The sequence below is a fragment of the Amnibacterium endophyticum genome (assembly GCF_042680685.1).
Lineage (GTDB): Bacteria > Actinomycetota > Actinomycetes > Actinomycetales > Microbacteriaceae > Amnibacterium > Amnibacterium endophyticum.
The window spans coordinates 1-24,670 of the sequence record NZ_JBHUEA010000032.1 but is presented as its reverse complement, the minus strand read 5'-3'; the positions used below and the strand labels follow the sequence as shown (position 1 = coordinate 24,670).

The 24,670-nt window shown below is 74.0% G+C and carries 22 protein-coding genes and 4 tRNA genes; 15 read left to right on the top strand and 11 right to left on the bottom strand.

Translation table 11 applies throughout. The features are described from left to right. Positions 1–814 (bottom strand): septation protein SepH (gene sepH / locus ACFSBI_RS15285; RefSeq protein ID WP_377936435.1); only part of this gene is annotated, 814 nt, incomplete at its 3' end. A gap of 241 nt (positions 815–1,055) precedes the next feature. Here sepH and ACFSBI_RS15280 point away from each other — a divergent pair. Further along, positions 1,056–1,349, top strand: coding sequence for a DUF4193 domain-containing protein (locus ACFSBI_RS15280; protein ID WP_375390112.1), 294 nt, complete (start codon positions 1,056–1,058; stop codon positions 1,347–1,349). A gap of 208 nt (positions 1,350–1,557) precedes the next feature. On the opposite strand, the gene ACFSBI_RS15275 is transcribed toward ACFSBI_RS15280, so the two are convergent. Continuing rightward, entirely contained in the window at positions 1,558–2,007 is a 450-nt protein-coding gene (locus ACFSBI_RS15275; protein ID WP_377936433.1) for a DUF3093 domain-containing protein, read from the bottom strand. A 42-nt stretch (positions 2,008–2,049) separates the two neighbouring features. Between ACFSBI_RS15275 and dut the strand changes: the two genes are divergently transcribed. The 6 genes from dut (at position 2,050) to ACFSBI_RS15245 (ending at position 9,238) form a co-directional block, all read left to right on the top strand. Beyond that, positions 2,050–2,490, top strand: coding sequence for a dUTP diphosphatase (gene dut / locus ACFSBI_RS15270; RefSeq protein WP_377936431.1), 441 nt, complete (start codon positions 2,050–2,052; stop codon positions 2,488–2,490). Further along, complete coding sequence (locus tag ACFSBI_RS15265; RefSeq protein ID WP_377936429.1) at positions 2,487–3,122, top strand: DUF3710 domain-containing protein; 636 nt, start codon at positions 2,487–2,489, stop codon at positions 3,120–3,122. Before dut ends, ACFSBI_RS15265 begins: the two co-directional genes overlap by 4 nt. After that, positions 3,119–3,811: a DUF3159 domain-containing protein gene (locus ACFSBI_RS15260; protein ID WP_377936427.1), complete on the top strand. Its 693-nt coding sequence runs from the start codon at positions 3,119–3,121 to the stop codon at positions 3,809–3,811. The genes ACFSBI_RS15265 and ACFSBI_RS15260 overlap by 4 nt, the downstream gene beginning before the upstream one ends. 100 nt (positions 3,812–3,911) lie before the next feature. Beyond that, positions 3,912–6,779 carry an aconitate hydratase gene (locus ACFSBI_RS15255; protein WP_377936425.1) on the top strand — a complete coding sequence of 956 codons (2,868 nt, stop codon included), beginning with the start codon at positions 3,912–3,914 and terminating at the stop codon, positions 6,777–6,779. A 121-nt stretch (positions 6,780–6,900) separates the two neighbouring features. After that, the gene (dxs, locus tag ACFSBI_RS15250; protein ID WP_377936423.1) at positions 6,901–8,820 is read left to right on the top strand and encodes a 1-deoxy-D-xylulose-5-phosphate synthase; all 1,920 of its coding nucleotides are present in this window, start codon (positions 6,901–6,903) and stop codon (positions 8,818–8,820) included. 115 nt (positions 8,821–8,935) lie between these two features. Continuing rightward, a complete protein-coding gene (locus ACFSBI_RS15245) occupies positions 8,936–9,238 on the top strand; it encodes a GIY-YIG nuclease family protein (protein WP_377936421.1) in 303 nt (100 codons plus the stop codon). A gap of 527 nt (positions 9,239–9,765) precedes the next feature. Here the strand turns inward: ACFSBI_RS15245 and ACFSBI_RS15240 are convergent. The 4 genes from ACFSBI_RS15240 to ACFSBI_RS15225 all read right to left on the bottom strand — a co-directional run bounded on the left by ACFSBI_RS15240 (position 9,766) and on the right by ACFSBI_RS15225 (position 15,081). Beyond that, positions 9,766–11,922 carry a 3-hydroxyacyl-CoA dehydrogenase NAD-binding domain-containing protein gene (locus ACFSBI_RS15240; RefSeq protein ID WP_377936419.1) on the bottom strand — a complete coding sequence of 719 codons (2,157 nt, stop codon included), beginning with the start codon at positions 11,920–11,922 and terminating at the stop codon, positions 9,766–9,768. After that, complete coding sequence (locus ACFSBI_RS15235; protein ID WP_377936417.1) at positions 11,919–13,172, bottom strand: thiolase family protein; 1,254 nt, start codon at positions 13,170–13,172, stop codon at positions 11,919–11,921. Before ACFSBI_RS15235 ends, ACFSBI_RS15240 begins: the two co-directional genes overlap by 4 nt. Before the next feature lie 84 nt (positions 13,173–13,256). After that, positions 13,257–14,498 carry an HRDC domain-containing protein gene (locus ACFSBI_RS15230; RefSeq protein ID WP_377936415.1) on the bottom strand — a complete coding sequence of 414 codons (1,242 nt, stop codon included), beginning with the start codon at positions 14,496–14,498 and terminating at the stop codon, positions 13,257–13,259. Further along, positions 14,491–15,081, bottom strand: a complete 591-nt coding sequence (locus ACFSBI_RS15225; protein WP_377936413.1) for a DUF3000 domain-containing protein — start codon at positions 15,079–15,081, stop codon at positions 14,491–14,493. The genes ACFSBI_RS15230 and ACFSBI_RS15225 overlap by 8 nt, the downstream gene beginning before the upstream one ends. 87 nt (positions 15,082–15,168) lie before the next feature. Between ACFSBI_RS15225 and ACFSBI_RS15220 the strand changes: the two genes are divergently transcribed. Beyond that, positions 15,169–16,281, top strand: a complete 1,113-nt coding sequence (locus ACFSBI_RS15220) for an alpha/beta hydrolase (protein WP_377936412.1) — start codon at positions 15,169–15,171, stop codon at positions 16,279–16,281. Here ACFSBI_RS15220 and ACFSBI_RS15215 read toward each other — a convergent pair. Genes ACFSBI_RS15215 through ACFSBI_RS15205 form a run of 3 tightly spaced genes read right to left on the bottom strand, consistent with a single transcriptional unit; the run spans position 16,184 to position 18,218 of the window. After that, positions 16,184–16,897, bottom strand: a complete 714-nt coding sequence (locus ACFSBI_RS15215; RefSeq protein WP_377936410.1) for a dihydrofolate reductase family protein — start codon at positions 16,895–16,897, stop codon at positions 16,184–16,186. The two genes, ACFSBI_RS15220 and ACFSBI_RS15215, sit on opposite strands and share 98 nt — an antisense overlap. Continuing rightward, complete coding sequence (locus ACFSBI_RS15210) at positions 16,894–17,313, bottom strand: SufE family protein (protein WP_377936408.1); 420 nt, start codon at positions 17,311–17,313, stop codon at positions 16,894–16,896. Before ACFSBI_RS15210 ends, ACFSBI_RS15215 begins: the two co-directional genes overlap by 4 nt. Continuing rightward, a complete protein-coding gene (locus ACFSBI_RS15205) occupies positions 17,310–18,218 on the bottom strand; it encodes a sulfurtransferase (RefSeq protein ID WP_377936406.1) in 909 nt (302 codons plus the stop codon). Before ACFSBI_RS15205 ends, ACFSBI_RS15210 begins: the two co-directional genes overlap by 4 nt. A gap of 110 nt (positions 18,219–18,328) precedes the next feature. Between ACFSBI_RS15205 and zapE the strand changes: the two genes are divergently transcribed. Both zapE and ACFSBI_RS15195 read left to right on the top strand, forming a co-directional pair. After that, positions 18,329–19,348 (top strand): cell division protein ZapE, encoded by a 1,020-nt coding sequence (zapE, locus tag ACFSBI_RS15200; RefSeq protein WP_377936404.1) that lies wholly within the window; start codon positions 18,329–18,331, stop codon positions 19,346–19,348. A gap of 187 nt (positions 19,349–19,535) precedes the next feature. Beyond that, the gene (locus ACFSBI_RS15195) at positions 19,536–20,807 is read left to right on the top strand and encodes an ammonium transporter (protein WP_377936402.1); all 1,272 of its coding nucleotides are present in this window, start codon (positions 19,536–19,538) and stop codon (positions 20,805–20,807) included. Positions 20,808–21,016: 209 nt separating this feature from the next. Here the strand turns inward: ACFSBI_RS15195 and ACFSBI_RS15190 are convergent. Continuing rightward, positions 21,017–21,089: transfer RNA gene (locus ACFSBI_RS15190), tRNA-Val, on the bottom strand. Positions 21,090–21,231: 142 nt separating this feature from the next. Here ACFSBI_RS15190 and ACFSBI_RS15185 point away from each other — a divergent pair. The 3 genes from ACFSBI_RS15185 (at position 21,232) to ACFSBI_RS15175 (ending at position 21,523) form a co-directional block, all read left to right on the top strand. Continuing rightward, positions 21,232–21,303: transfer RNA gene (locus tag ACFSBI_RS15185), tRNA-Gly, on the top strand. A gap of 49 nt (positions 21,304–21,352) precedes the next feature. Next, positions 21,353–21,423 (top strand) — tRNA-Cys (locus tag ACFSBI_RS15180). A 25-nt stretch (positions 21,424–21,448) separates the two neighbouring features. Further along, positions 21,449–21,523 (top strand) — tRNA-Val (locus tag ACFSBI_RS15175). A 44-nt stretch (positions 21,524–21,567) separates the two neighbouring features. On the opposite strand, the gene ACFSBI_RS15170 is transcribed toward ACFSBI_RS15175, so the two are convergent. Further along, on the bottom strand, positions 21,568–23,199 hold the full coding sequence (locus tag ACFSBI_RS15170) for an FAD-dependent oxidoreductase (RefSeq protein WP_377936400.1): 1,632 nt from the start codon (positions 23,197–23,199) through the stop codon (positions 21,568–21,570). A 176-nt stretch (positions 23,200–23,375) separates the two neighbouring features. Between ACFSBI_RS15170 and ACFSBI_RS15165 the strand changes: the two genes are divergently transcribed. Both ACFSBI_RS15165 and ACFSBI_RS15160 read left to right on the top strand, forming a co-directional pair. After that, positions 23,376–24,314, top strand: a complete 939-nt coding sequence (locus ACFSBI_RS15165) for a sulfite exporter TauE/SafE family protein (protein ID WP_377936398.1) — start codon at positions 23,376–23,378, stop codon at positions 24,312–24,314. Beyond that, a partial coding sequence (locus ACFSBI_RS15160) for a hypothetical protein (RefSeq protein WP_377936396.1) occupies positions 24,307–24,670 on the top strand: 364 nt, incomplete at its 3' end. The genes ACFSBI_RS15165 and ACFSBI_RS15160, both read left to right, overlap by 8 nt.

Sequence of the window (24,670 nt, the reverse complement as noted above, 5' to 3'; positions counted from 1 at the left end):
CGCCGGAGGCGCGCCCGCGGGGCGCGGGCAGCAGGTCCGCGGTCGGGACGGCCTCCGCGGCGGGAGCCGGGCCGCGGCGCCCGCGGCGGGTCGGCCCCTCCGGCTTCAAGGCGGCCGGGTCGATCGCGAACGCGGCGCTGTCGAAGCGTCCGCCGTCCGGCTCCGGCGCGCGACGCGTGGCCGCCTCCGCGGGCGAGGCGTCCGGTGCCGCGGCGACGATCGCCACGGGCGCGGTCGGCTCGAGCGCCCGCAGCCGCGGCGTGAGCGCGGCGGGCACGCCCTGCTGCGACAGCGTCGAGGCCTCCACGTTGTCGGGCTCGAGCGCCATGTGCTTCGGATCGAAGCGCCAGCGGGCGTCGTGCGGCGTGTCGTCGGCGGTGAAGCGCACGGCGAGGACCCAGCCCGCCGGCTCCTTCGCGCTGCTCCAGCGCACCTCCTTCGCCGCCAGCGCGTCCAGGCGCTCGCCCATCACCGCGCCGAAGGTGCGCGACCTCGCCCCCTCCGTCTCGGGCGGCAGTCGCACGGCCAGCGCCGACTCGACGATGTAGGCCCGCTCGGCGAGGACCGGGCCGACGAAGCGCTCGATGGAGTCGACGGAGACGCCCGTCATCGCGGCCACCTGCTCGGCGGAGAGGCCGGAGCGCACGTGCGCCTGGATCTCCCGCGGGCTGAGGCGGCGCTCGTCCCGGGTCGCGGCGGTCGCGAGCAGCCGGGAGCGCAGCGACGCGTCCACCGGCAGCCGGAAGCGGTCGCCCGCGGGGGACGCGAGGACGAGGGCGCCCTCCTCCACCGCCACGACGCTCAGCGTCTGCATCGCACTCCTCCGCGGCACGCGGGGACCGGCTCCGCGAGCGGCAGCAGGATGGCACGGAGCCCGCGCTCGGCGTGGGAAATACGCCGCATGTCTCGGTGGTTGGACCGCCCGCGACGCGTGATCAGCGCATCGTGGCGGGGCGTTTGCATCACCATGCCGCCTCGTGCATACTGTCGCCGCCTCAGCCGCCGGAACCCCTGGTGAGCGCGGCGAACGACCCGCGAGAAGAAGACTGGTACCGATGGCGACCGACTACGACGCCCCGCGCAAGACCGATGACGACTCCGACTCGATCGAGGCGCTGAAGGAGCGCGTGCCGGACAAGATGTCCGGCGTCGTGGACGTGGAGGACGCCGACAACCCGGGTGGCTTCGAGCTGCCGGGTGCCGACCTCAGCGACCTCGACCTCGACGTGGTGGTGCTCCCGCCCCAGGCGGACGAGTTCACCTGCGTCAGCTGCTTCCTCGTGAAGCACCGCTCCCAGCTCGACCACGAGTCGAAGCTCGGCCCGATCTGCCGGGAGTGCGAGGCGTAGTTCATTCTGGAGCGCCCGCATGGCGACCGGCTTCGCCGGCCCCCATGCGGGCGCTTCGTCGTCGCTGCGCTCCGACGAGCTTCGGCGGCATGAGCCGCCGGGGCGCTTCGCACCCTCCCGCGGGTGCGGTGTGATGCGGCCGCGACCGGCTTCGCCGGCCCCGTCCGCATCAAGGCGCTGCGCGCCTGCTTCAGCTCGGGTCGTCCGATCAGCGGGTGCGGGCGGCGGCGAGGGCGCCTGCCAGCTCGTCCGGGCGGCGCGTCGAGATCAGCCAGTACGGCACGGGGTCGTCGGGATCCGTGATCTCGATCTTCAGGACCGGGTCGATCGAGGGCCGGAAGACGGTGTAGGCGCGGGCGTCGAGGCCGGGGCCGCGCGCGTGCCGCGCCTCCGGCCCGCGCAGGGACTCGACCTCGCCCGTCTGCCCGACCGGGATCCGCGCGGCGCCGACCCGCAGCTCGCCGTCCCGGACCTCGATGACGGGGGTGAGGCCGAAGAGCAGCGCCTCCGCAGCCGCGGTGACGACGACCGCCGCGACGAGGGGCGCCGCGGCCGGGAAGCCGAGCGGCAGCACCACGAGCGCCACCGCGGGAGCCAGGAGGATCAGCGCCAGCGCCGTGCCCACGCCGGGCACGAGGCGTTCGCGGAAGGTCGTCACCCCCTCATCACAGCAGACCCCGCCCACGAGTAGCGTCGCCGCGTGATCGAGGTGCTCGTCGACGGAGCCGCGCCGCTGCCCGCACTGCCCGGGGACGCGGGCGCGGACCTGCTCGCCGCCGAGGCGGTGTCCCTGCCGCCGCTCGGCCGCGCGACCGTCGGCACCGGCCTCGCCATCGCGCTGCCGGCGGGCACCGCGGCGCTCGTGCTGCCGCGCAGCGGCCTCGCCGCCCGGCACGGCATCACGATCGTCAACGCGCCGGGCCTCGTCGACGCCGGCTACCGCGGCGAGATCCGGGTGACCCTCCTCAACACGGACGCGACCGCGCCGTACGATGTCGCGGTCGGCGACCGGATCGCGCAGCTCGTCGTGCTGCCGCTGCCCGCCGTGCGGTTCGTGCCGGTGGCGTCGCTGCCCGGCAGCCACCGCGCCTCGGGCGGCTTCGGGTCCACGGGGACCGGCGCGAGAGGGGAGCAGTCGTGACGGACGAGGACGAGGCGGTCGAGCCGCGCGAGAAGTCGGCACCGGCCGACCGGGCGCAGGCGGGCCCGCTCGACGAGGCCGAGGCGAACCCCGCCCGGCCCTACATCGACCTCGGCGGGGTGCGGATCCTCCCGCGGGAGGGGCTCGGCCTGCGCCTGGAGATCGAGGAGGGCACGGGCCGCGTCGTCGCGCTCGGGCTCGACGTCGGCGACTCCAGCCTGCAGGTGCAGCCCTTCGCGGCGCCGCGCTCCAGCGGGCTGTGGCACGAGATCCGCGAGCAGATCGAGCAGCAGATCCTCTCCTCGGGCGGGACCACGCGCACCGTCGACGGCGGCCTCGGGCCGGAGCTGCTCGCGCAGATCCCCGGCCAGCCGGGCCCCGACGGCCGGCCGGTCACCCGCATCGCCCGCTTCGTCGGCGTGGACGGGCCCCGCTGGTTCCTCCGCGGGGTGATCAGCGGCGACGCCGCGATCGACCCGCGGCTCGGCGCCGTGATGGAGGAGCTGTTCCGCAGCGTGGTCGTCGTCCGCGGCTCGTCGCCGATGCCGCCGCGCGACCTCATCCCGCTGCAGATGCCGCAGGGCGCGGAGGCGGAGGGGCCCGCGCCGCAGCGCGCGCAGCTGGACGCGTGACGGACGAGCGCCGCACCGGCCTGGCCCGCGCGGGCCGCGCGGACCCGCTGACCCCTCGCGAGATGGTCGCGGCGATCGGCGGGGTGCTCGGGATCGTCGAGGCGGTGCTGCCGTCCCTGCTCTTCATCGTCGCCTACCAGGTGGTGGCGCTCGCAGCCGCGCCCGCGCCCGTCGACCGCGGCCTGCTGCCGCTCGTGGTCGTGCCGCCGCTCGCGCTCTCCGCCGTCTTCGTCGTGATCCGGCTGGTGCGGCGGCAGCGCGTCGTCTCGGCCCTCGGCGGCGCGCTCGGCGCCGGCGTCTCGGCGGCGCTCGCCCTCCTCACCGGCGACGCGAACGAGAACTTCCTGCCGGGCATCCTCACGAACGCGGGCTACGGCCTCGTCCTGCTGCTCTCGGTGCTCGTGCGCCGCCCGCTGATCGGCGTCGCCGCGGGGCTGCTGGTGCCCGACCTCGGCGGGTGGCGCGGCGAGCCCGCGCAGCGGCGGACCATGACGTGGCTCACCGTGCTCTGGACCGCGCTGTTCGCCGTCCGCCTCGTCGTGGAGCTGCCGCTCTACCTCGCGGGCGACCGGGTCGTGGCGCTCGGCGTCGCGAAGATCGCGCTCGGGCTCCCGCTCTACGCGCCCGTGCTGGTGCTCACGATCCTCGTCGTGCAGGCGATGGCGAAGCGGGCGCGGCCCGCGCCCTGACCGCGTGGGGGCGGCGTCCCCGCCCACGGGTATCGTGGCCGCGAGGGCTCCGCTCCCGACGACCCGTCGCGGCCGGCCCGGCACGAGGAGGTACCGACGGATGGTCGCGAAGGACAGTTTCGGAGCCAGCACGCAGCTCGAGGTGGGCGGCACGACGTACCGCATCTTCGCGATCGACACGGTGGACGGCCACGCCGCGCTGCCGTTCTCGCTGAAGGTGCTGCTCGAGAACCTGCTGCGCACGGAGGACGGCGCGAACGTCACCGCCGACCAGATCAGGGCGCTCGGGTCGTGGGACGCGGCCGCCGAGCCGGACACCGAGATCCAGTTCACCCCCGCCCGCGTCGTGATGCAGGACTTCACGGGGGTGCCCTGCATCGTCGACCTCGCCACCATGCGCGAGGCCGTGGCCGACCTGGGCGGCGACCCCACCCGCATCAACCCGTTGGCGCCCGCCGAGCTGGTGATCGACCACTCGGTGATCGCCGACCTCTTCGGCCGCCCGGACGCCTTCGAGCGCAACGTCGAGATCGAGTACGAGCGCAACGGCGAGCGCTACCAGTTCCTGCGCTGGGGCCAGACCGCCTTCGACGACTTCAAGGTCGTCCCGCCCGGCACCGGCATCGTCCACCAGGTCAACATCGAGCACCTCGCCCGCGTCGCCTTCACCCGCGAGGTCGACGGCGAGCTGCAGGCGTACCCGGACACGCTGGTCGGCACCGACTCGCACACCACGATGGTGAACGGCCTCGGTGTGCTCGGCTGGGGCGTCGGCGGCATCGAGGCCGAGGCCGCGATGCTCGGCCAGCCCGTGTCGATGCTGATCCCGCGCGTCGTGGGCTTCAAGCTGACCGGCGCCATCCCGACCGGCGTCACCGCGACCGACGTGGTGCTCACGATCACGCAGATGCTGCGCCAGCACGGCGTCGTCGGCAAGTTCGTCGAGTTCTACGGCGAGGGCGTCGGCGAGGTGCCGCTGGCGAACCGCGCCACGATCGGCAACATGAGCCCCGAGTTCGGCTCCACCGCGGCGATGTTCCCGATCGACGACGTCACCCTCGAGTACCTGCGCCTCACCGGGCGGGCCGAGGAGCAGGTCGCGCTCGTCGAGGCCTACGCGAAGCGGCAGGGCCTCTGGCACGACCCGGCGAGCGAGGCGACGTACTCCGAGTACCTGGAGCTCGACCTCGCGACCGTGGTCCCGTCCATCGCCGGTCCGCGCCGCCCGCAGGACCGCATCGAGCTGTCCGCGGCGAAGGCGGCCTTCGAGCACGACCTCGCCGACTACGCCGAGGCTCCGACGCTGCTCGACGCGGAGCTGGAGGGCAGCTTCCCGGCCTCCGACCCGGCGACGGCCGCTCCCGGCGACGAGGACGCCGCAGAGGACGACGCCTCCCGCGGGAACGAGGAGGTGCTCGCGGGTGCGAGCTACCCGGGCGAGCTCCAGGCCGCCCACGTAAGCTCCGCGCCGCAGCACGCATCGAAGCCGGTGACGGTGAAGACGTCGGGCGGCGAGTTCACGATCGACCACGGCGCCGTCGCGATCGCCGCGATCACCTCGTGCACGAACACCTCCAACCCGTCCGTGATGCTCGCCGCGGGCCTGCTCGCGAAGAAGGCGAGCGAGAAGGGCCTGAAGGCCAAGCCGTGGGTGAAGACGACCCTCGCGCCGGGCTCGAAGGTCGTGACGGACTACTACGAGAAGGCCGGGCTGATGGGCCCGCTGCAGGACCTCGGCTTCTACCTCGTCGGCTACGGCTGCACGACGTGCATCGGCAACTCCGGCCCGCTCGAGGAGGAGATCTCCGACGCCGTGCAGGACAACGACCTCGCGGTCACCGCCGTGCTCTCCGGCAACCGGAACTTCGAGGGCCGCATCAACCCCGACGTGAAGATGAACTACCTGGCCAGCCCGCCGCTCGTCATCGCGTACGCGCTCGCCGGCAGCATGCACTTCGACTTCGAGACCGACCCGCTCGGGCGCGACTCGGACGGCCGCGACGTGTTCCTGAAGGACATCTGGCCGGACGCCGCCGAGGTGCAGGCGACCATCGACTCGTCCATCTCCACCGAGATGTTCGAGCACGAGTACGCGGGGGTGTTCGACGGCGACGAGCGCTGGCAGACCCTGCCGACGCCGACCGGCGCCACCTTCGAGTGGGCCGACTCGTCGACGTACGTCCGCAAGCCCCCGTACTTCGACGGGATGGCGCTGCAGCCGTCGCCGGTGTCGGACGTCTCGGGCGCACGGGTGCTCGCGAAGCTGGGCGACTCCGTCACCACGGACCACATCAGCCCGGCCGGCTCGATCAAGGCGGACAGCCCGGCGGGCCGGTACCTGACCGAGCACGGCGTCGAGCGCAAGGACTTCAACTCCTACGGCTCCCGCCGCGGCAACCACGAGGTGATGATCCGCGGCACCTTCGCGAACATCCGGCTCCGCAACCGCCTGCTCGACGGGGTGGAGGGCGGCTACACCCGCGACTTCACGCAGCCCGAGGGGCCGCAGGCCTTCATCTACGACGCGAGCGAGCACTACCAGGCCGCGGGCATCCCGCTCGTGATCCTCGCGGGCAAGGAGTACGGCTCCGGGTCCAGCCGCGACTGGGCCGCGAAGGGCACGAACCTGCTCGGCGTGAAGGTCGTGATCGCCGAGAGCTTCGAGCGCATCCACCGCTCGAACCTGATCGGGATGGGCGTGCTGCCGCTGCAGTTCCCGGCGGGGGAGACGGCCGACTCGCTCGGGCTCGACGGGACCGAGTCGTTCGACGTCACCGGGATCGAGGCGCTGAACGACGGCGGGACGCCCCGCACGGTGCACGTGGTCGCCACTCCGAGCGCCCACTCCGCGGAGGGACGCGGGCCGGTGGAGTTCGACGCGGTCGTCCGCATCGACACCCCGGGGGAGGCGGACTACTACCGCAACGGCGGCATCCTCCAGTACGTGCTGCGATCGCTCGTCGCCTGAGCGGGAGGTGAGGAGCACCCGGCCCACTGGATCGGTCGGCCGGGTGCTCCTGTCCTCGCCCACGCTGGACGTCCTCCGGACGACGGACGCGTGCGGCTGCCGTCTTTCGTAAGGTGAACGAATGCCCCTCCTGCCCACCATCCGCGGCCCGCGCGATCTCGCGCGTCTGACGCAGGAGCAGCTGACCGAGCTCGCGGCCGAGATCCGGACCTTCCTCGTCGACAGCGTGTCCAGGACCGGCGGCCACCTCGGGCCGAACCTGGGGGTCGTGGAGCTGACCATCGCGCTGCACCGCGTGTTCGAGTCGCCGCACGACCGGATCGTCTGGGACACCGGGCACCAGTCGTACGTGCACAAGCTGCTGACGGGGAGGCAGGACTTCTCCCGCCTGCGGAAGCGCGGCGGGCTGTCCGGCTACCCCGACCGGGCCGAGAGCGAGCACGACATCGTCGAGTCGTCCCACGCCTCGAGCAGCCTGTCGTGGGCGGACGGGATCTCCCGCGCGTACCAGGTCACGGGCCAGACCGACCGGCACGTCGTGGCGGTGGTGGGCGACGGCGCCCTCACCGGCGGGATGACCTGGGAGGCGCTGAACAACATCAGCGACGACAACAACCGCCGGCTCGTCATCGTCGTGAACGACAACGGGCGGTCCTACGCCCCGACCATCGGGGGGCTGGCCCGGTACCTGAACGAGGTGCGGACGCGGCGCACCTACCGCGACATGCAGCGCGGCTCCAAGCAGCTCTTCGACCGGCTCGGGAAGCCGGGTCGTGCGGTCTACCGCGGCACCCGCGGCGCGATGCACGGGTTCCTGTCCCGCTTCGCCATGAACGAGCGCATGTACTCGAACCTCGACATCAAGTACATCGGGCCGGTCGACGGGCACGACGAGGCGGCGCTCGAGAACGCGCTGCGGCAGGCGAAGCACTACGAGCTGCCGGTGCTCGTCCACGTGATCACGCAGAAGGGGCGCGGGTACGCGCCGGCGCGGCAGGACGAGGCGGACCGCTTCCACGCGGTGGGCGTGATCGACCCGGAGACGGGCGTCCCGCTGTCGAAGCCGTCCGACTCGCGGGACTGGGCCGACGTGTTCGGCGCGGACCTGCTGCACCTCGCGGAGGAGGACGACCGGCTCGTCGGCATCACCGCGGCGATGCTGCGGCCGGTCGGCCTCGCCCCGCTGGCGGAGCGCTTCCCGACCCGGGTGATCGACGTCGGCATCGCCGAGCAGCACGCCGTGACCTCGGCTGCGGGACTCGCGTTCGGGGGGCTGCACCCGGTCTTCGCGGTCTACGCGACCTTCCTCGGCCGTGCGCTCGACCAGGTGCTGATGGACGTCGCGCTCCACCGCGCGGGAGTCACCTTCGTGCTGCACCGCGCCGGCGTCACCGGGCCGGACGGGCCGAGCCACCACGGCATGTGGGACCTCGCGATGCTGCAGATCGTGCCTGGGATGCGGATCGCGTCGCCGCGCGACGGTGCGACGCTGGCGGAGGAGCTGGCGGAGGCGGTCGCGGTGACCGACGCCCCGACGGTGCTCCGGCTGCCGAAGGGCACCGTCCCGACGGACGTGCCGGCGCTCGAGCGGCTCGACGACGGCGTCGACGTCCTGACCCGCGGCGACGCCGAGGACGTGCTCGTCGTCGCGATCGGCGTGATGGCCACCCAGGGCCTCGAGGTGGCGCGGCTGCTCGGCGAGGAGGGCGTCGGCGTGACGGTCGTCGATCCGCGCTGGGCGGTCCCGATCGCACCGAGCCTGATCGACCTCGCCGCACGGCACCGCCTCGTCGTGACGATCGAGGACGGCGTGCGGGTCGGCGGCGTCGGGACCCGGCTGCGGCAGGACATGCGCGCCGCGGGCGTCGACACCGCGCTGAACGAGATCGGCCTGCCCGATGCGTTCCTGCCGCACGCGGAGCGGGGCGAGATCCTCGCGGAGAGCGGGCTGACCGCCGCGCACATCGCGAAGGACATCACGGCGCAGCTCGCGGGGACCAAGCTGCCCGCCGCCCGCCCCGCGAACCAGCCCGCCCGCTGACCCTGGATAGCGGGAAGGGTCCCACCGCTGGTCGAGGTGCGAGCGCAGCGAGCCTCGAGACCACTCGCGCTCGCGACTCCGCCTCGATGTCGCACGGTGCGTCTACCTTCCGCGCATGCCGTACACCTACATGCTCCGCTGCGCGGACGGCTCCTACTACGTCGGCAGCACGTGGCAGCTCGAGCGACGCCTCGACCAGCACCAGTCCGGCAACGGAGCCGAGTACACGAAGCGCCGACGCCCCGTCGAGCTCGTCTACGCCGCCGAGTTCGATCGCGTCGAGGACGCGTTCGCCTGGGAGAAGCGGCTGCAGAACTGGAGCAGAGCGAAGCGAGAGGCGCTCATCCGAGGCGACTTCGGCGCGCTGCCGCACCTGAGCAGCCGTCGAGGTGGGAAGCCCGCACGCGAGACGAGGTGATCGCTCCAGCAGGCCGGGGTGGTCTCGAGGCTCGCTGCGCTCGCACCTCGACCGACGGTGGCGTCGGGCGGTCGATCCCGCTGGTCGAGTCAGGGTGCGGTCGCCGCCGCCGGTCGAGGTGCGACGGAGGAGCCTCGAGACCGAGGCTCGACGGTGGTGTCGGACGGCCGATCCTGCCGGTCGAGTCGGGGGTGCGGTCGCCCCCGCCGGTCGAGGTGCGACGGAGGAGCCTCGAGACCAAGGCTCGCTGGGCTCGCTCCTCGACCGACGGTGGCGTCGGGCGGTCGATCCCGCTGGTCGAGTCAGGGTGCGGTCGATCCCGCCGGTCGAGGTGCGACTGGGGAGCCTCGAGACCGAGGCTCGCTGGGCTCGCTCCTCGACCGACGGTGGTGTCGGGCGGTCGATCCCGCTGGTCGAGTCAGGGTGCGGTCGCCGCCGCTGGTCGAGGTGCGACTGAGGAGCCTCGAGACCACGGCTCGCTGCGCTCGCGCCCCGTCCGACCTGCGGACGGGGCGCGAGCACGAGGGTCAGCGGGAGGCGGCGCCCACGATCCGCGGGGTGTGGAACGTCGTGCCGAAGACGCGCTCCGACGCGCCCGCCCGGTCGAGGTAGGGCGTGATCCCGCCGTCGATGAACGGGTAGCCGGCCCCGAGGATCAGGCAGAGGTCGATGTCCTCCGCCGCGGCGACGACCCCGTCCTCGAGCATCCGGTGGATCTCGTCGGCGAGCCCGTCCTCGACCCGGCGCCGGAACTCCTCGGCGCTCATCGGCGTCGCGTCCTTCGGCTGGGACCGCTTCACGATCGCGAGGGCGCGCTTGTCGAAGCCCTTCGCCTTGCCGCGGTCGTCCTTGTCGAGCAGCACGCCCTCCTCGGCCAGCGCGTGCAGGTTCGCGGAGTCGTAGAACCGGTCGGGGAACGCCGCGTGATGGGTGTCGAGCACGTGCGCCCCGACCTTGAGCCCCACGAGGTCGAGCAGCTCGAACGGCGTCATCGGCAGGCCGAACTCGTCGAGCGCCCGGTCCACCGTCTCGAACGGGGTGCCGGTGTCGACGGCGTGCATCGCCTCGCCCAGCACCTTCGCGAGGATCCGGTTCACCACGAACCCGGGGGCGTCCTTCGCGATCACCGCGCTCTTCTTCAGCGACTTCGCCACGACCATCGCGGTCGACAGCGTCGCGTCGTCGGTCGCCGGGGTGCGGACGACCTCGATCAGCGGCATCACCGCGACCGGGTTGAAGAAGTGGAACCCGACGAGCCGTTCGGGGTGCGCCAGCCTCGCGCCGATCGCCTCCACCGACAGGGAGGAGGTGTTCGTGGCGAGCACGGCCTCGGGGGAGAGGTGGGGCTCGACGCGGGCGAAGACGTCCTGCTTCACCGTCAGCTCCTCGAAGACCGCCTCGATGACCCAGTCGCAGCCGGCGAAGTCGGCGACGTCGGTGGTGCCGGAGATGGAGTGCGTCAGCCGGTTGGCCTCGTCGGGGGAGACGCGCCCCTTGCCCTGCAGCGTCGCGATGTCGTCGCGGATGCGCGCCAGGCCGGCGTCCACGCGCGCCTGGTCGACGTCCGTGATCAGCACCGGCACCTTCAGCCGCCTCGCGAACAGGAGCGCGAACTGGCTCGCCATCAGGCCCGCGCCGATCACGCCGACCTTCGTCACCTTCTTCGCGAGCGACTTGTCCGGGGCTCCGGCCGGCCGCTTCGCGCGCCGCTGGACGAGATCGAACGCGTAGAGGGAGGCCGCGGCCTGGTCGCCCGCGAGGAGGTCGGCCAGCGCGTCGTCCTCCGCCGCGAAGCCCGCGAGCACCCCCGCGCGGTCCTTCGCGCGCTTGGCGCCGGCGAGCAGCTCGAGCGCCGCGTAGGGCGACTTCGGCACGGGGCCGATGCTCGACTCCAGGCTCTTCCGCGCGACGCGGATCGCCACGTCCCACTTGACGGTGCGCTCGAGGCGCCCCGGCGCGTGCGGCCGCTCCACCTTCGTGCGACCCGCGATCACGCCCGCTGCCCACTCGATCGACCGCTCGAGGAAGGTCGCCGAGGGCAGGAGCACGTCGGCGATGCCGAGATCCGCCGCCTGCTGCGCGGTGAGGGTCCGCTGCTTCAGGGGGTTCTCCACGATGACCCGCAGCGCCGCCTCGATGCCGATCAGGTTCGGCAGGATCGTGGAGCCGCCCCAGCCGGGGATGATGCCGAGCGCGACCTCGGGGAAGGCGAGCGCCGGCGCCGACGCGTCGACGGTGCGGTAGTCGGCGTTCAGCGCGACCTCGAGACCGCCCCCGAGGGCGAGCCCGTTGATGAAGCAGAAGCTCGGCACCCCCAGCTCGCCGAGGTGCCCGAGCACGCGGTGCCCCAGCTCGGCCAGCTGCTTCGCCGCGGCGCGGTCGGGGATCGCGCCGACCTGGCTGAGGTCCGCGCCCGCGGCGAGGATGAAGGGCTTGCCGGTGACGGCGAGTCCGGCGATCTCCCCGCGCGCGGCGCGCTCCTTCGCCTCGAGCAGGACGGCCTCGAGCGCGAGCAGGCCACGGGGGCCGAAGGTGTTCGGACGCGTGTGGTCGCGCCCGTTGTCGAGGGTCACGAGCACCAGCACGCCGTCGTCCGGCAGCGCCACGTCGCGCGCGTACGCCTCGGTGACGACCTCGTCGGCGGCGAGCGCCGCCAGGTCCGTCCGCTCCGCGGTGTCCGTCATCGACCGGCCTCCTTCTTCGCCCGCGCCGCGTTCGACTTCTTGGCGGCCTTCTTCTTCGCCTTCGGATCGAAGTGCGGGTTCTCCCAGATGACGCTGCCGCCCTGCCCGAGACCGACGCACATCGCGGTCAGCCCGAACCGCGCCTCCGGGTGCTGCTCGAACTGCCGGGCCAGCTGGATCATCAGCCGGACGCCGGACGAGGCCAGCGGGTGCCCGAACGCGATCGCGCCGCCCCACATGTTCACGCGGGGGTCCTCGTCGTCGATCCCGAAGTGGTCGAGCAGGCTCAGCACCTGCACCGCGAACGCCTCGTTCAGCTCGAACAGGTCGATGTCGTCGATCGTCAGCCCGGCCTTGACCAGGGCCTTCTCCGTGCTGGGCACCGGCCCGATGCCCATGACCTCGGGCTCGACCCCCGCGAAGCCGAAGCCGACGAGCCGCATCTTCACCGGCAGCCCGAGCGCCTCCGCGGCCTGCTCGCTCGCGATCAGCGAGGCGGTCGCGCCGTCGTTCAGCCCGGCCGCGTTGCCGGCGGTGACGTTCCCGTGCGGGCGGAAGGGGGTCCGCAGCGACGCGAGCCCCTCGAGCGTCGTCTCGGGACGCATCACCTCGTCGCGCGTCGCCAGGCCCCAGCCCTCGGGGGAGCGCGTGGCGACCGGGACGAGGTCCGGCTGGATCTGCCCTGCCTCGTAGGCGGCTGCGGCCTTGTGCTGCGAGCGCATCGCGAAGCGGTCGGCCCGCTCCTTGGTGAGGCGGGGGAAGCGGTCGTGGATGCGCTCCGCGGTCGCGCCCATCACGAGCGCGTCGGAGCCGACGAGCCGCTCCGCCACGAACCTCGGGTTCGGGTCCGCGTCGAAGCCCATCGGGTGGTGGCCCATGTGCTCCACCCCGCCCGCGATCGCGACGTCGTACGCGCCGAAGGCGATGCCGCCCGCGACGGCGGTCACGCTCGTCATCGCGCCGGCGCACATCCGGTCGATCGCGAAGCCCGGCACCGAGCGGGGCAGGCCCGCCAGCAGCGCGGCGGTGCGTCCGAGGGTCAGCCCCTGGTCACCCTGCTGCGTCGTCGCGGCGATCGCCACCTCGTCGACGCGCTCGCGGGGGAGCTGGGGGTTCCGCTCGAGCAGCCCGACCATGGCCTTCACGACCAGGTCGTCGGCCCGGGTGCCCCAGTACATCCCCTTCTCGCCCGCCCGGCCGAACGGGGTCCGCACCCCGTCGACGAACACCACCTCGTTGCGCTCCGTCACGCCCGCTCCGTTCCCGGCGCCGTCGGGGCGCCGTCCGACAGTCGATCGTGCACCCCGCACCATGGCGAATCCGGTGCAGGAGACCTACGAGGAGGCCTCCGCCTCGTCCACGGGCGTTTGGTCGGCCTCCACAAACGCGCCGGCGATCGCTTGTGCGGTCGCCACGACCTGCCAGGGGCGAGCGCCCTGCTCCTCGAGCGCTTCGGCCACGGTGCCGGCGTCGACCGGCTGCGGGGGCGCCCAGGCGAGGCGTCGCAGCACGTCGGGCGTCAGCAGGTTCTCCGTCGGGAGGTCGAGGTCCTCGGCGATGCGCACCAGCCGGGGCCGGGCGGCCTTCAACCGTCGGTCCGCCTCGGGGTTGCGGTCGCTCCACGCGCGCGGCGGCGGCAGCGCGTCGCTCGGCACGCGCGCGGCCGGCAGGTCCTCGGTCGTCAGCCCCGTCTCGACGGCCGACCACCACCGGTCGATCTCGGAGCGGCTCGCCCGGCCGTTGAAGCTGCGCATGGACGCCAGCTCGCGCTTGGTCGAGGGCGGCGTGCGCGCCACGGCCACGAGCGAGGCGTCCGGGACGAGCCGGCCGGGGGCGGAGTCGACGGCCCGGGCGTAGGCGTCGCGCGCGAGCCACAGCTCCCGCGCGACGGCGAGGTTGCGGCTGCCGCGAACGGTGTGGACGCCCGACAGGCGACGCCAGGGCTCCGTCGGCGCGGGCTTCGGCTGTCGCGTGCGGACGGCCTCGAACTCCTCCTCGGCGATGCGGGACTTGCCCACCTCCTCGAGCAGGCGGGCCTCGTGGTCCCGGACGTCGAGCAGCAGCTCCACGTCGAGGGCGGCGTACACGAGCCACGGCTTCGGCAGCGGCCTGGTCGACCAGTCGGCCGCCGAGTGCTCCTTCGCGAGGTGCAGACCGAGCAGCTGCTCGACGACCGCGCCGAGCCCGACGCGCTCGAAGCCGAGCAGGCGAGCGCCGAGCTCGGTGTCGAAGATCCGCTCGGGGTCCAGGCCGACCTCGCGGAGGCACGGCAGGTCCTGGCTCGCCGCGTGCAGCACCCACTCCGCGCCGGACATCGCCGCCGCGAGGTCGTCGAGGTCGGGGAAGGCGGTCGGATCGATGAGGACCGTGCCCGACCCGCGACGGAACAGCTGAATCAGGTAGGCGCGCTGCGAGTAGCGGAAGCCGCTCGCTCGCTCGGCGTCGACGGCGATGGGGCCGTCGCCCTCGGCGATGCGGCGGACGGCCTCGCGGTACGCGGCCGGGTCGTCGACGACGACGACCGGCTGGGCCGGGACGGCGTCGGGCGGCGCCGGCTCGTCGGTCGGTTCAGCCACGTCCTGCTCGACGTGCGGACAGCACACTCACTCCCTCTGCCGCCGGCGGGAGACCGGCGAGCATGCACAGCAACTCGCCCCAGCCTTCCACATGCCGCCCGAGGTCGAGGTCGACCGGGGTCCACGACGCCCGCAGCTCGACCTTCGCGCCCGTGCCCTGGTCGGCGAGCTCGCCAAAGCCCGACGACACGATGGTCGTCGCGGTGCCGGAGGCCGCGGTGTACTCGGCGCCGCGCGTCTCGAGCGCGTCGGTGAGCCATGACCAGGTCACCTCGGCGAGGAACGGGTCGGTGCCGATGTCGGTCTCGAGCGGCGCCTGCGCGAAGCAGACCACCCGGAAGTCGCCCTCCCAGCCGGGCTGCCCCGCGGGGTCGTGCAGCAGGATGAAGCGGCCGGTGCCGAGCTCGGAGTCCTCGCCGTGGATCCGCTGCCGGACGTCGCCGGCCAGCGCGATCGAGTAGGGCGCGACCTCCGTCGGCGAGGTGATCTCCGACACGACGAGATCCGAGCGGAGCTGCACGGACGCGATCGACTGGCGCGCCTGCTCGAACGGCGCCGAGGTCGCTCGGGGTCCGGTCGGCACGGCAGCAGCCTAAGGCCGCCCCTCGACAGCGGGTCGTCGGGCGGCGGCGCGTCTCGCTACGCTCCGGCGGACGAGGGAGGGCCGATCGTGCGCGACGAGCTCCGTCCCGGCGTCCGCGGGGTCCTCGCGGCCGTCGCGCTCGGCGCCGGCGCGGCGGCCGGCGGCGTGCTCGCACTGCGCCGCGGCGACCGCCGGCGGCGGGGCGGCGCGTCCACCGCGGTCCGGCGGGTCGACCTCGAGCGCGGCGAGATCCGGCTCGCCCCGACCCCCGACGCCCTCGCGCCCGGCCGCTACAGCATCTGGTTCGCGGGCGGCAGCGGTCACGCCCGGGTCGGGGAGGTGCTGCGGCGGGAGGGCCGCGCGGTCGTGCGGCGACTGCTCGGCGTGGACCTCGGGGACCTCGGTGCCGCCGAGGAGGTGCGGTTCAACGGCTGGATGCACCTCGGCCCCGCCACCCTCGACCTGCCCTGGCGCACGGAGCGGGTGCGCACGGCGCAGGGCTCGGTCCCCGCCTGGACGGTGCCGGGCGGCGAAGGCCGGCGATGGGCGGTCCTCGTGCACGGTCGCTCGTCGACGCGGCAGGAGGCGCTGCGCGCGGTGCCCGTGCTGCACGCGGCCGGCCTGACGGCCCTGCTGCCGGCCTACCGCGGCGACGGCGAGGCCCCGGACGGCGCGCGGGCGCGGTACGCGCTCGAGGACGCGGAGTGGGTCGACGTCGAGTCGGCGGTCGCCCACGCGCTCGAGCACGGCGCCCGCGAGGTGGTCCTGGTCGCGTTCTCGTCCGGGGCGTCGATCGCGCTCGCGACCGCGCACCGGTCCGGCCTCCGCTCGGTGGTGCGCGGCGTGGTCCTCGACTCCCCGCTGCTCGGGCGCTGGGACGACCCGGCGGAGCCGGATGCGCCCGTGCTGATCCTCCACGGCGAGGACGACGGCGTGGCGCCGATCGCCGCGTCGCGCGCGTTCGCGGCCGCGCGGGCGGACCGGGTCGTGCTCGTCCCCTTCGACGGCGGCAGGCACACGCGGCTCTGGAACCGGGATCCGGACCGCTGGGACGGCGCGCTTGCGGCGTGGCTCGGGGGCGATGCCGCGGCGCTCGCCCGGCTCAGCCGGCCGGGAACCGCCAGCGGGCGTACAGCCGATCGGTCTCGTCGCGCAGCAGGCCGGCGAGGCGCGCGCCGACGGGAGCGAGCGGTCCGCTGAGCAGCGGGGCTCCGGGGGAGGAGGCGATCGGCGCGATCGTCTGGTCGAACTCGTCGACCGCGCCGGCCGCGAGCAGCACCGTCGCCAGCCCGCCGCCGCCCTCGCAGACCACCCGGCCCAGGCCGCGGTCGGCGAGCGCGTCGAGGAGCGGCCGCGCGGCGTCCGGACCCCCCGGTACCGGGACGACGTCGGCGCGGTCGCCCAGCAGCTCGGCCTGCCGGCCCGACACCGCCGCAGGGCACAGCACGAGCGCCCGGCGCCCGTCCTCCGGTGCCGGGACGTCCTCGGGCGCGAGGCGGCCCCGTCGCGAGGCGATCGCGAGCGCGGCGGTCGCAGGCAGCCGCAGCCGTTCGGCGCGCGCCGAGCCCGCGCCGACCAGCACCGCGTCGGCGGAGCGCCGCAGCACCCCGAGCAGCACGCGGTCGATGCCCCCGGTCAGGTCGTCGGACGTGCCGGACGGGCCCGTGATCTGGCCGCCGAGCCCGGTCACCAGCTCGAGTCGCAGCCAGCGGTCGCCGTCGAGCGCGTACCGCTCCGCCAGCCAGGCGCGCAGCGCGTCGCCTTCGAGGTCGACCGCGTCGCCCGGCTCGGGCGCCAGCGGGACGACGAGGGTCACGCCGCGGTCGCGCGCAGCTGCCGCTTGATCCGCTGCAGCAGCCCGCTCATCCCGCGCAGCCGCAGCGGCGACACCGCGCCGCCGAGGCCGAGGGTGTCGGGGTAGTCGTCCGGCACCGCCAGGGCCTCCTCCCGGCTGAGGCCGTTCAGCCCGTGCGCGAGCACGCTCGCGAAGCCCCGGGTGGTGGGCGCCTCCGCAGGCGCCTGCGCGTGCACGGCGACGCGCCCGTCCGCCACCTCGACCGCGACGAACACGGGCGCCTGGCACTCCGTCACCCGCTCCAGCAGCTCCGGGTGCTCGCCGTAGCGGGGCGGCAGCGGCGGCAGGTCGTCCGCGTACTCGAGCAGCAGCAGGAGCCGGTCGCGCTGCCCGACGGCGAGGAACTCCTCGCGGATCGCGTCGAGCGCGGCCGTCACCGCGCGCCCGCGGCAGCGGCGGGCGCCTCGCCGGGCGCCTCGCCCTTCACGATCGGCACCCGGACGGCGCTGCCCCACTCGGTCCAGGAGCCGTCGTAGTTGCGCACCGTCGGGTAGCCGAGCAGGTGCGTCAGCACGAACCAGGTGTGGCTCGAGCGCTCCCCGATCCGGCAGTAGGCGATCACCTCGTCGGAGCGAGACACGCCGGCCCCGTCCTCGTAGAGCGCCTCGAGCTCGGCGCGGGAGCGGAACGTGCCGTCCTCGTTCGCCGCCTTGCCCCACGGCACGTTCAGCGCGGTCGGGATGTGCCCCGCCCGCAGCGCGGACTCCTCCGGGTACTCCGGGGCCGTGGTGCGCTCGCCGGTGTACTCCAGCGGGCTGCGCACGTCGATGAGCGGCTTGCCGAGGTGCGCCAGCACGTCCTCGCGGAACGCCCGGACGGCGGAGTCGTCCCGCTCGACCACCGGGTACTCGACCCGCTCGCGCTGCGGCAGCTCGCGGGTGACGGGGCGCTCCTCCGCGAGCCACTTCGCCCGGCCCCCGTCCATCAGCCGTACGTCCTCGTGGCCGAAGAGGGTGAGGACCCACAGCGCGTAGGCGGCCCACCAGTTGCTCTTGTCGCCGTAGATGACGACCGTCTGGTCGCGCCGGATGCCGCGGGCCCCCATCAGCTCGGCGAAGCCTTTCCCGTCGACGTAGTCGCGGGTGACCGGGTCGTTCAGATCCGTGTGCCAGTCGAGCTTCACCGCGCCCGGGACGTGCCCGGTCTCGTAGAGCAGCACGTCCTCGTCGGACTCCACGACGACGACGTCCGGGTCGTCGAGGTGCTGCGCGACCCACTCGGTCGTCACGAGGCGCTCGGGGTGGGCGTACGCCGCGAACTTGCGGTCGTCCTGATCCGTCATGGTGTCTCTCCTGCAGAAGCCCGGTCGGTGGGCGGTGAGGGCCGTCGCGCTAGGCTCCCTCGGCCGCCGAAGGCGTCCCGAGAAACCCTACGCACGGAAGGTGGCAGCCCGTGCCGGAGAACCCGACGCGTGACGCCCGGCGTCGTCTCGCGGACGTCGTGCCGTCGGTCGACGCGGGCCGGATGGCCGCCTCGCTGGTGCCCCCGCGCCAGTTCCGGGAGGCGAGCCTCGACAACTACCGGCCGGACCCGGACCACCCGTCGCAGGCGGAGGCGGTCGAGGCGGTGCGGGCGTTCGCCGCGGGGTGGGGCCCGCGCACCGGCGGGCTGTTCCGCCGCGGGCCGAAGGCGCCCGAGCGTCCCGGGCTGTACCTCGACGGCGGGTTCGGCGTCGGCAAGACCCACCTGCTCGCGGCGCTCTGGTCGCTGGCACCCGCCCGCCGCTACTACGGCACCTTCATCGAGTACACGGCGCTCGTCGGCGCCCTCGGCTACGCGGACGCCGTGCGGCTGCTCTCCGGCGCCTCGCTGATCGCGATCGACGAGTTCGAGCTCGACGACCCCGGCGACACGATGCTGATGTCGCGCCTGCTCGGCGAGCTGGTGCGGGGCGGGACGCGGATCGCCGCGACCTCGAACACGCCGCCGAACGCGCTGGGGGAGGGGCGCTTCGCCGCCGCCGACTTCCTGCGGGAGATCCAGGGGCTCGCGGACCGCTTCACCACGATCCGCATCGGCGGCCTCGACTACCGGCGCCGCGACGCCGCGGAGTCCGCGGTCGTCGTGCCCGAGGCGGAGGTCGAGGCGCTGCCCGACGAGGCCGGCACGACGGTCGACGACTTCGGCGGGCTCGTCGCGCACCTCGGCTCCGTGCACCCCGCGCGATACGTCGGGCTGGTCGACGGCGCGCGCACGGTGGGGCTGACCGCCGTGGCGCCGCTCGCGGGCCAGACGGACGCGCTCCGCTTCGTGGCGTTCGTCGACCGCCTCTACGACGCGCAGGCACGGATCGTCGCCTCGGGCACGCCGCTCGACCGCGTCTTCGGGGAGGACATGCTCGCGGGCGGGTACGCCAAGAAGTACCTGCGGGCGATCAGCCGGCTCGTGGCGATGACGCACGCGGCGGCCTGAAACACGATGTTCACGCACCGCGGCGATTCGTAACGCCGCGGAAACATCCGGCGCGGGGCGATGAAACCTCCTTGGGCCAGTCTCTGTGGTCGAGCGGCGCCCGGCCCCGCCCTGCTCCATCGAGCGGGGCGTCGCAAGGACCGTCAACCTCCCTCCCCGCACCACTTCCAGAGAGGTCCACGGCTCCATGGAGCAACTCACCACGAACATCAACTCGCTGTGGCTCATGGTCGCCGCGGCACTCGTCCTGCTGATGACGCCGGGCGTCGCGTTCTTCTACGGCGGCATGGTCAAGGCGAAGAGCGTCATCAGCATGATGATGATGAGCTTCGGCGCCATCGCCCTCGTCGCCGTCCTCTGGGTGCTCTACGGCTACTCGATGGCCTTCAGCACCGGCTCCGACTGGGTGATCCCCGGCGTCGTCGGCAACCCCTTCGCGCACTTCGGCCTGATCAACTTCCTGGGCGCGGGCAGCGACGGCACGCTCGACCCCGACCTGAGCTCGCTGGCGTTCGCCGGCTTCCAGGCCACCTTCGCGATCATCACCGTCGCGCTGATCTCGGGCGCGATCGCCGACCGGGCGAAGTTCGGCGCGTGGATGATCTTCGCCGGCGTGTGGGTGACCTTCGTCTACTTCCCGGTCGCCGCGTGGGTGTTCAACCTCGGTGAGGGCAACGGCTGGATCCAGGCGCTCGGGGTCAACGACTTCGCCGGCGGCACGGCCGTGCACATCAACGCAGGCGCGGCAGCGCTCGCGCTCGCCATCGTCCTCGGTCGCCGCGTCGGCTTCGCGAAGGGCATGGTCCGCCCGCACAACGTCCCGCTGACGCTGCTCGGCGCCGCGCTGCTCTGGTTCGGCTGGTTCGGCTTCAACGCCGGCTCGGAGGCCGCGGTCGACGGCGTCGCAGCGATCGCGTGGATCAACACCCTCGCCGCCCCCGCCGCCGCGACGCTCGGCTGGCTGGTCGTCGAGAAGCTCAAGGACGGCAAGCCGACCGCGATCGGCGCCGCCTCCGGCGCGGTGACCGGCCTGGTCGCCATCACCCCCGCCTGCAACATCCTCACGCCGTTCTGGGGCATGGTGCTCGGCGTCGTCGCCGGCGCGGTCTGCGCGCTCGCGATCGACCTGAAGTGGAAGCTCGGCTTCGACGACTCGCTCGACGTCGTCGGCGTCCACTTCGTCGGCGGCTGGATCGGCACCCTGTGGATCGGCCTCTTCGGCAGCGGCCGCGGCCTGCTGCTCGGCTACGGCCCGGAATCGCTCGGCCAGCAGTTCATCGGCGCTGCGGCGGTCACGGTCTTCTCGTTCTTCAGCGCCGCGCTGATCGGCTTCGTCATCCAGAAGACGATCGGCTTCCGGATCACGAGCGAGGACGAGGTCGCCGGCGTCGACACCGCCGTGCACGGCGAGGAGGGCTACTACCTCACCGAGCAGGAGGAGCTGGCCACCCGCGCCTGACCCCCTGCGCACCGAACGGCCCCGTCTCGCTCCCGGGAGGCGGGGCCGTTCCGCGTTCCGCGGTCGCCGCGACGCGTCGCGCGGTCCCCGTGGCGGCTCGCGGCAGGGGTGCCGACCGCGCGACGCCACGGCGACCGCGTGACGCGTCATGGGCGGAGGCGGGAGGACGAGGAAGGCCCCGGCTCGGGAGGAGACGGGGCCTGCTGCGGTGGGCGATGCCGGACTCGAACCGACGACCTCTTCGGTGTGAACGAAGCGCGCTACCAACTGCGCCAATCGCCCGCTGGCGCCAAGTCTGCCACAGCGCCCGCCGACCGGCCGACGGCACGTCGGGTCGGCGGGGCCCGCGACACGGCGGAGCGCGGCCGAGTTCGCACGCGGCCTGCGGATCGGCTACAGTCGACACCGCTCCGCAAGGGGCGACGCGGATGTGGCGCAGTGGTAGCGCATCACCTTGCCAAGGTGAGGGTCGCGAGTTCGAATCTCGTCATCCGCTCGGTGGGACCCGACACTTCGGACCCGTGGTCCAGACGGTCGTCCACTTCGGTGGGGTGGCCGAGAGGCGAGGCAACGGCCTGCAAAGCCGTGTACGCGGGTTCGAATCCCGTCCCCACCTCGACGGAGAGCTCACATCTCCGCTCGGGCGATTGGCGCAGTGGTAGCGCGCTTCCCTGACACGGAAGAGGTCACTGGTTCGAACCCAGTATCGCCCACCACCCGAAGCCCCGGCCCTGCCGGGGCTTCTCGCGTCCCGGCGGGATCAGTGCAGGTCGGCGAGCGCCCGGTGCACCGAGGCGACGGAGCTCGAGCCCTCGCCCACCGCTGCGGCCACGCGCTTCATCGAGCCGCGACGCACGTCCCCGGCGGCGAACACCGCCGGCGTCGACGTCTCGAACGGCAGGGGGTCCCGGCCGAGGCGCTGCCAGCGCTCCCCGCCGACCGAGCGCACGTCCGCGCCCGTCGAGATGAAGCCCGCGCGATCGCGGTCCAAGGACTGCAGCCAGCCGGTCTGTGGCTCGGCGCCGATGAAGCAGAACAGGCCCTTGGCCTCCACGTCGCCGACCGTGTCGATCCGCACGCTCTCGAGGCCCCCGTCGCCGTGGAGCGCCGTGACGTTCGAACCCGTGCGGACCCTTATCCTCGCCTCCTCCTGCAGACGGCCGGCGAGGTAGGACGACATCCGGCTGCCGAGGTCGTCGCCGCGCACGACGAGGTCGACGGTGCAGCCGCTCGCCACGAGCGCGAGCGCCGCCTGGCCGGCCGAGTTCGCGCCGCCCACCACGACCACCGGCGCCTTCACGACCTGCCGGATCTCGAGCGGCGTCGCCGCGTAGTAGATGCCCGCGTGCTCGAACTCCTCCCAGCGGTCGAGCGCGAGCCGCTTGTAGGCGGCCCCGGAGGTCACCACCACCGTGCGGCTGCGCACCGTCCGCCCGTCGGCCAGCCGGACGTCGAACACGTCGTCGCGCCGCTCGAGGCCCACGGCCTCGCACGGCGCGTACAGCCGCACGCCGAACTTCAGGGCCTGCAGCGACGCCTGGGCGATGAGGCGGCCGCCCGAGACACCGAACGGGAAGCCGAGGAAGTTCTCGATGCGCGTCGTCGCGGCCGCCTGACCGCCGGGCGCGACCGCATCGATCAGGACCGTGCTGAGGCCCTCCGAGGCGCCGTAGATGGAGGCCGCGAGCCCCGCCGGGCCGCCACCGACGACGACGAGGTCGACCACCTCGTCCGCGTCCGCCCGGTAGCTGAGGCCGAGCCGCTCGGCGACCTCGCCCGGCGTCGCCCGCGCGATCGGCTCGCCCTGCACGTAGGCGATCGGCAGGTCCTCGGGCGGCACCCCGTGCGCCTGCTCCCGGGTCGGGTTCCGCGGCAGCGCGACGGCCGCGTGGACGAGGTCGACCCGCTCCGCGTACCGCCGCAGCGCGAGGAACTCGCTGGAGTCGCCGCGGCCGACGAGCTTCAGCGTCATGGCCGCAGGTCCGCCGCGCAGCGCCTCCCGCCGCTCCCAGAGCGCATGGAGCACGAGATCGCCGATCTCGTCGTCCTCGTCCAGCAGCCGCCGCAAGCGGTCCGCGGGCACCCGGACGATGCGCGAGTCCTCGGCGGCCCTCGCCGACAGGAACCGCGCCTGCCCGTTCAGGAGCCCCAGCTCGCCGATCAGCTGGCCGGGCCCGCGGTGCTCCAGCACCGTCTCGTCGGACCAGCGGAGCGGGTCGCGCACCACCTCGACGTCGCCGGCCTGGACCAGGATCAGCGCGCCGTCCCGGTCGCCGGTCCGGAAGACGTACTCGCCGCGGGGCACGTCCTCCACCTGCCCTGCAGCTGTGAGGCGTCGCCACTGCGGGGCGGTGAACACGGGGTTCCGCGAGGAGCGATCGGCTTCCACCACGTCACGAGCGTACGCAGGGCCCCCGTCCGGGTGCCACGGATTCCGGGGGGCGCGGCGCGTCGGCTGGTATCACCGCGGCCGCTCGTGTTCGGTGATCCGCGACGGCGCCACCCCGCGCCTCGCCCGACGCGTGCTGCCGCCACGAGCAGCCCCCGAGCCGGACGGAGACCCGCGCCATGGAGTGGAGCCTCAGCGTCGTCGGTGTGGCGATCGGCGTCCTCGTCGGCCTCACCGGGATGGGCGGCGGCGCGCTGATGACGCCGATCCTCGTCTTCTTCTTCGGGGTCGACGCGCTCACCGCGATCTCGAGCGACCTCGTCATCAGCCTGTTCATGAAGCCGTTCGGCTCGATCGTGCACCTGGTGCGCCGGACCGTCGACCTGCGCCTCGTCGGGCTGCTCTGCGCGGGCAGCGTCCCCGCCGCCTTCGTGGGCGCCCTCATCACCACCTGGCTGCCCGACGACTCGGTGCAGAGCGTGCTGCTCGTCCTGCTCGGCTGCGCGCTGCTGCTCGCCGCGGCCGGCCTCATCGCGCGGTCCTGGATGCAGATGACCCGCGCCCGGCCGCTCGGCGAGGGGCCGGCCCGCATGGCCCGCCCCGCGACCCGGGCGCGGCCGCTGCCGACAGTGCTCCTCGGCGCCGCTGCCGGCCTGATCGTCGGCCTCACCTCCGTGGGAGCCGGGTCCATCGTGATCGTCACGCTGCTGCTGCTCTACCCCGCGCTGAAGGCCTCGCAGCTCGTCGGGACCGACCTCGTGCAGGCGGTGCCCCTCGTCGGGTCGGCGGCCCTCGGCCACGCCCTCTTCGGCTCCGTGAACCTCGGCGTGGCCGGCTCCGTGCTGATCGGCGCGATCCCCGGCGTCCTGCTCGGCGCCTGGCTGTCGTCGCGGGCACCGGGCGGCATCATCCGTCGCGCGCTCGCCATCCTGCTGATGGCGAGCGGGCTCAAGCTGCTCGGCCTGCCCACCCCGGTCGTCATCGGTGCCGGCGTCGCGGCGCTCGTGCTCGGCAACGTGCTCTGGATCGCCCTCCGCAGCCGCTTCAGCGCCTCCCTGCGGGCCGAGCGGGACGCCGCCGGCCGCAGCGAGGCGGAAGGGAGCACGACCGGTGGCTGACGCCCTCGCGGCGAGCCCCGCCGACCTCGACCTCGTGGAGCTCGCCGCCGTGCTCGGCGGCGACGTGGTGCACGCCCGGGGCGCCTTCGTGCTGGAGGACCCCGAGCGGACGCCCGTGGCCGAGTGGGCAGACGGCCGCCTCAGCGCGCTGCGTCCCCTCGCCCCGCGGCCGGAGCTGCGCGTGCCCGGCGTGCTCGCGCTCGACGACCCTGCGCTCCGCACCGCCTCGGCCGCCGTCCTGTTCGACGCGCTGCCGACCCGGTCCCAGATCGCCGCAGTCGGCGCGATCGCGCCCGAGGGCCCGATCGCCTGGCTGGCGCTCGCCGGCCGGTCGAGGACCGGCACGGCGCCCGGGC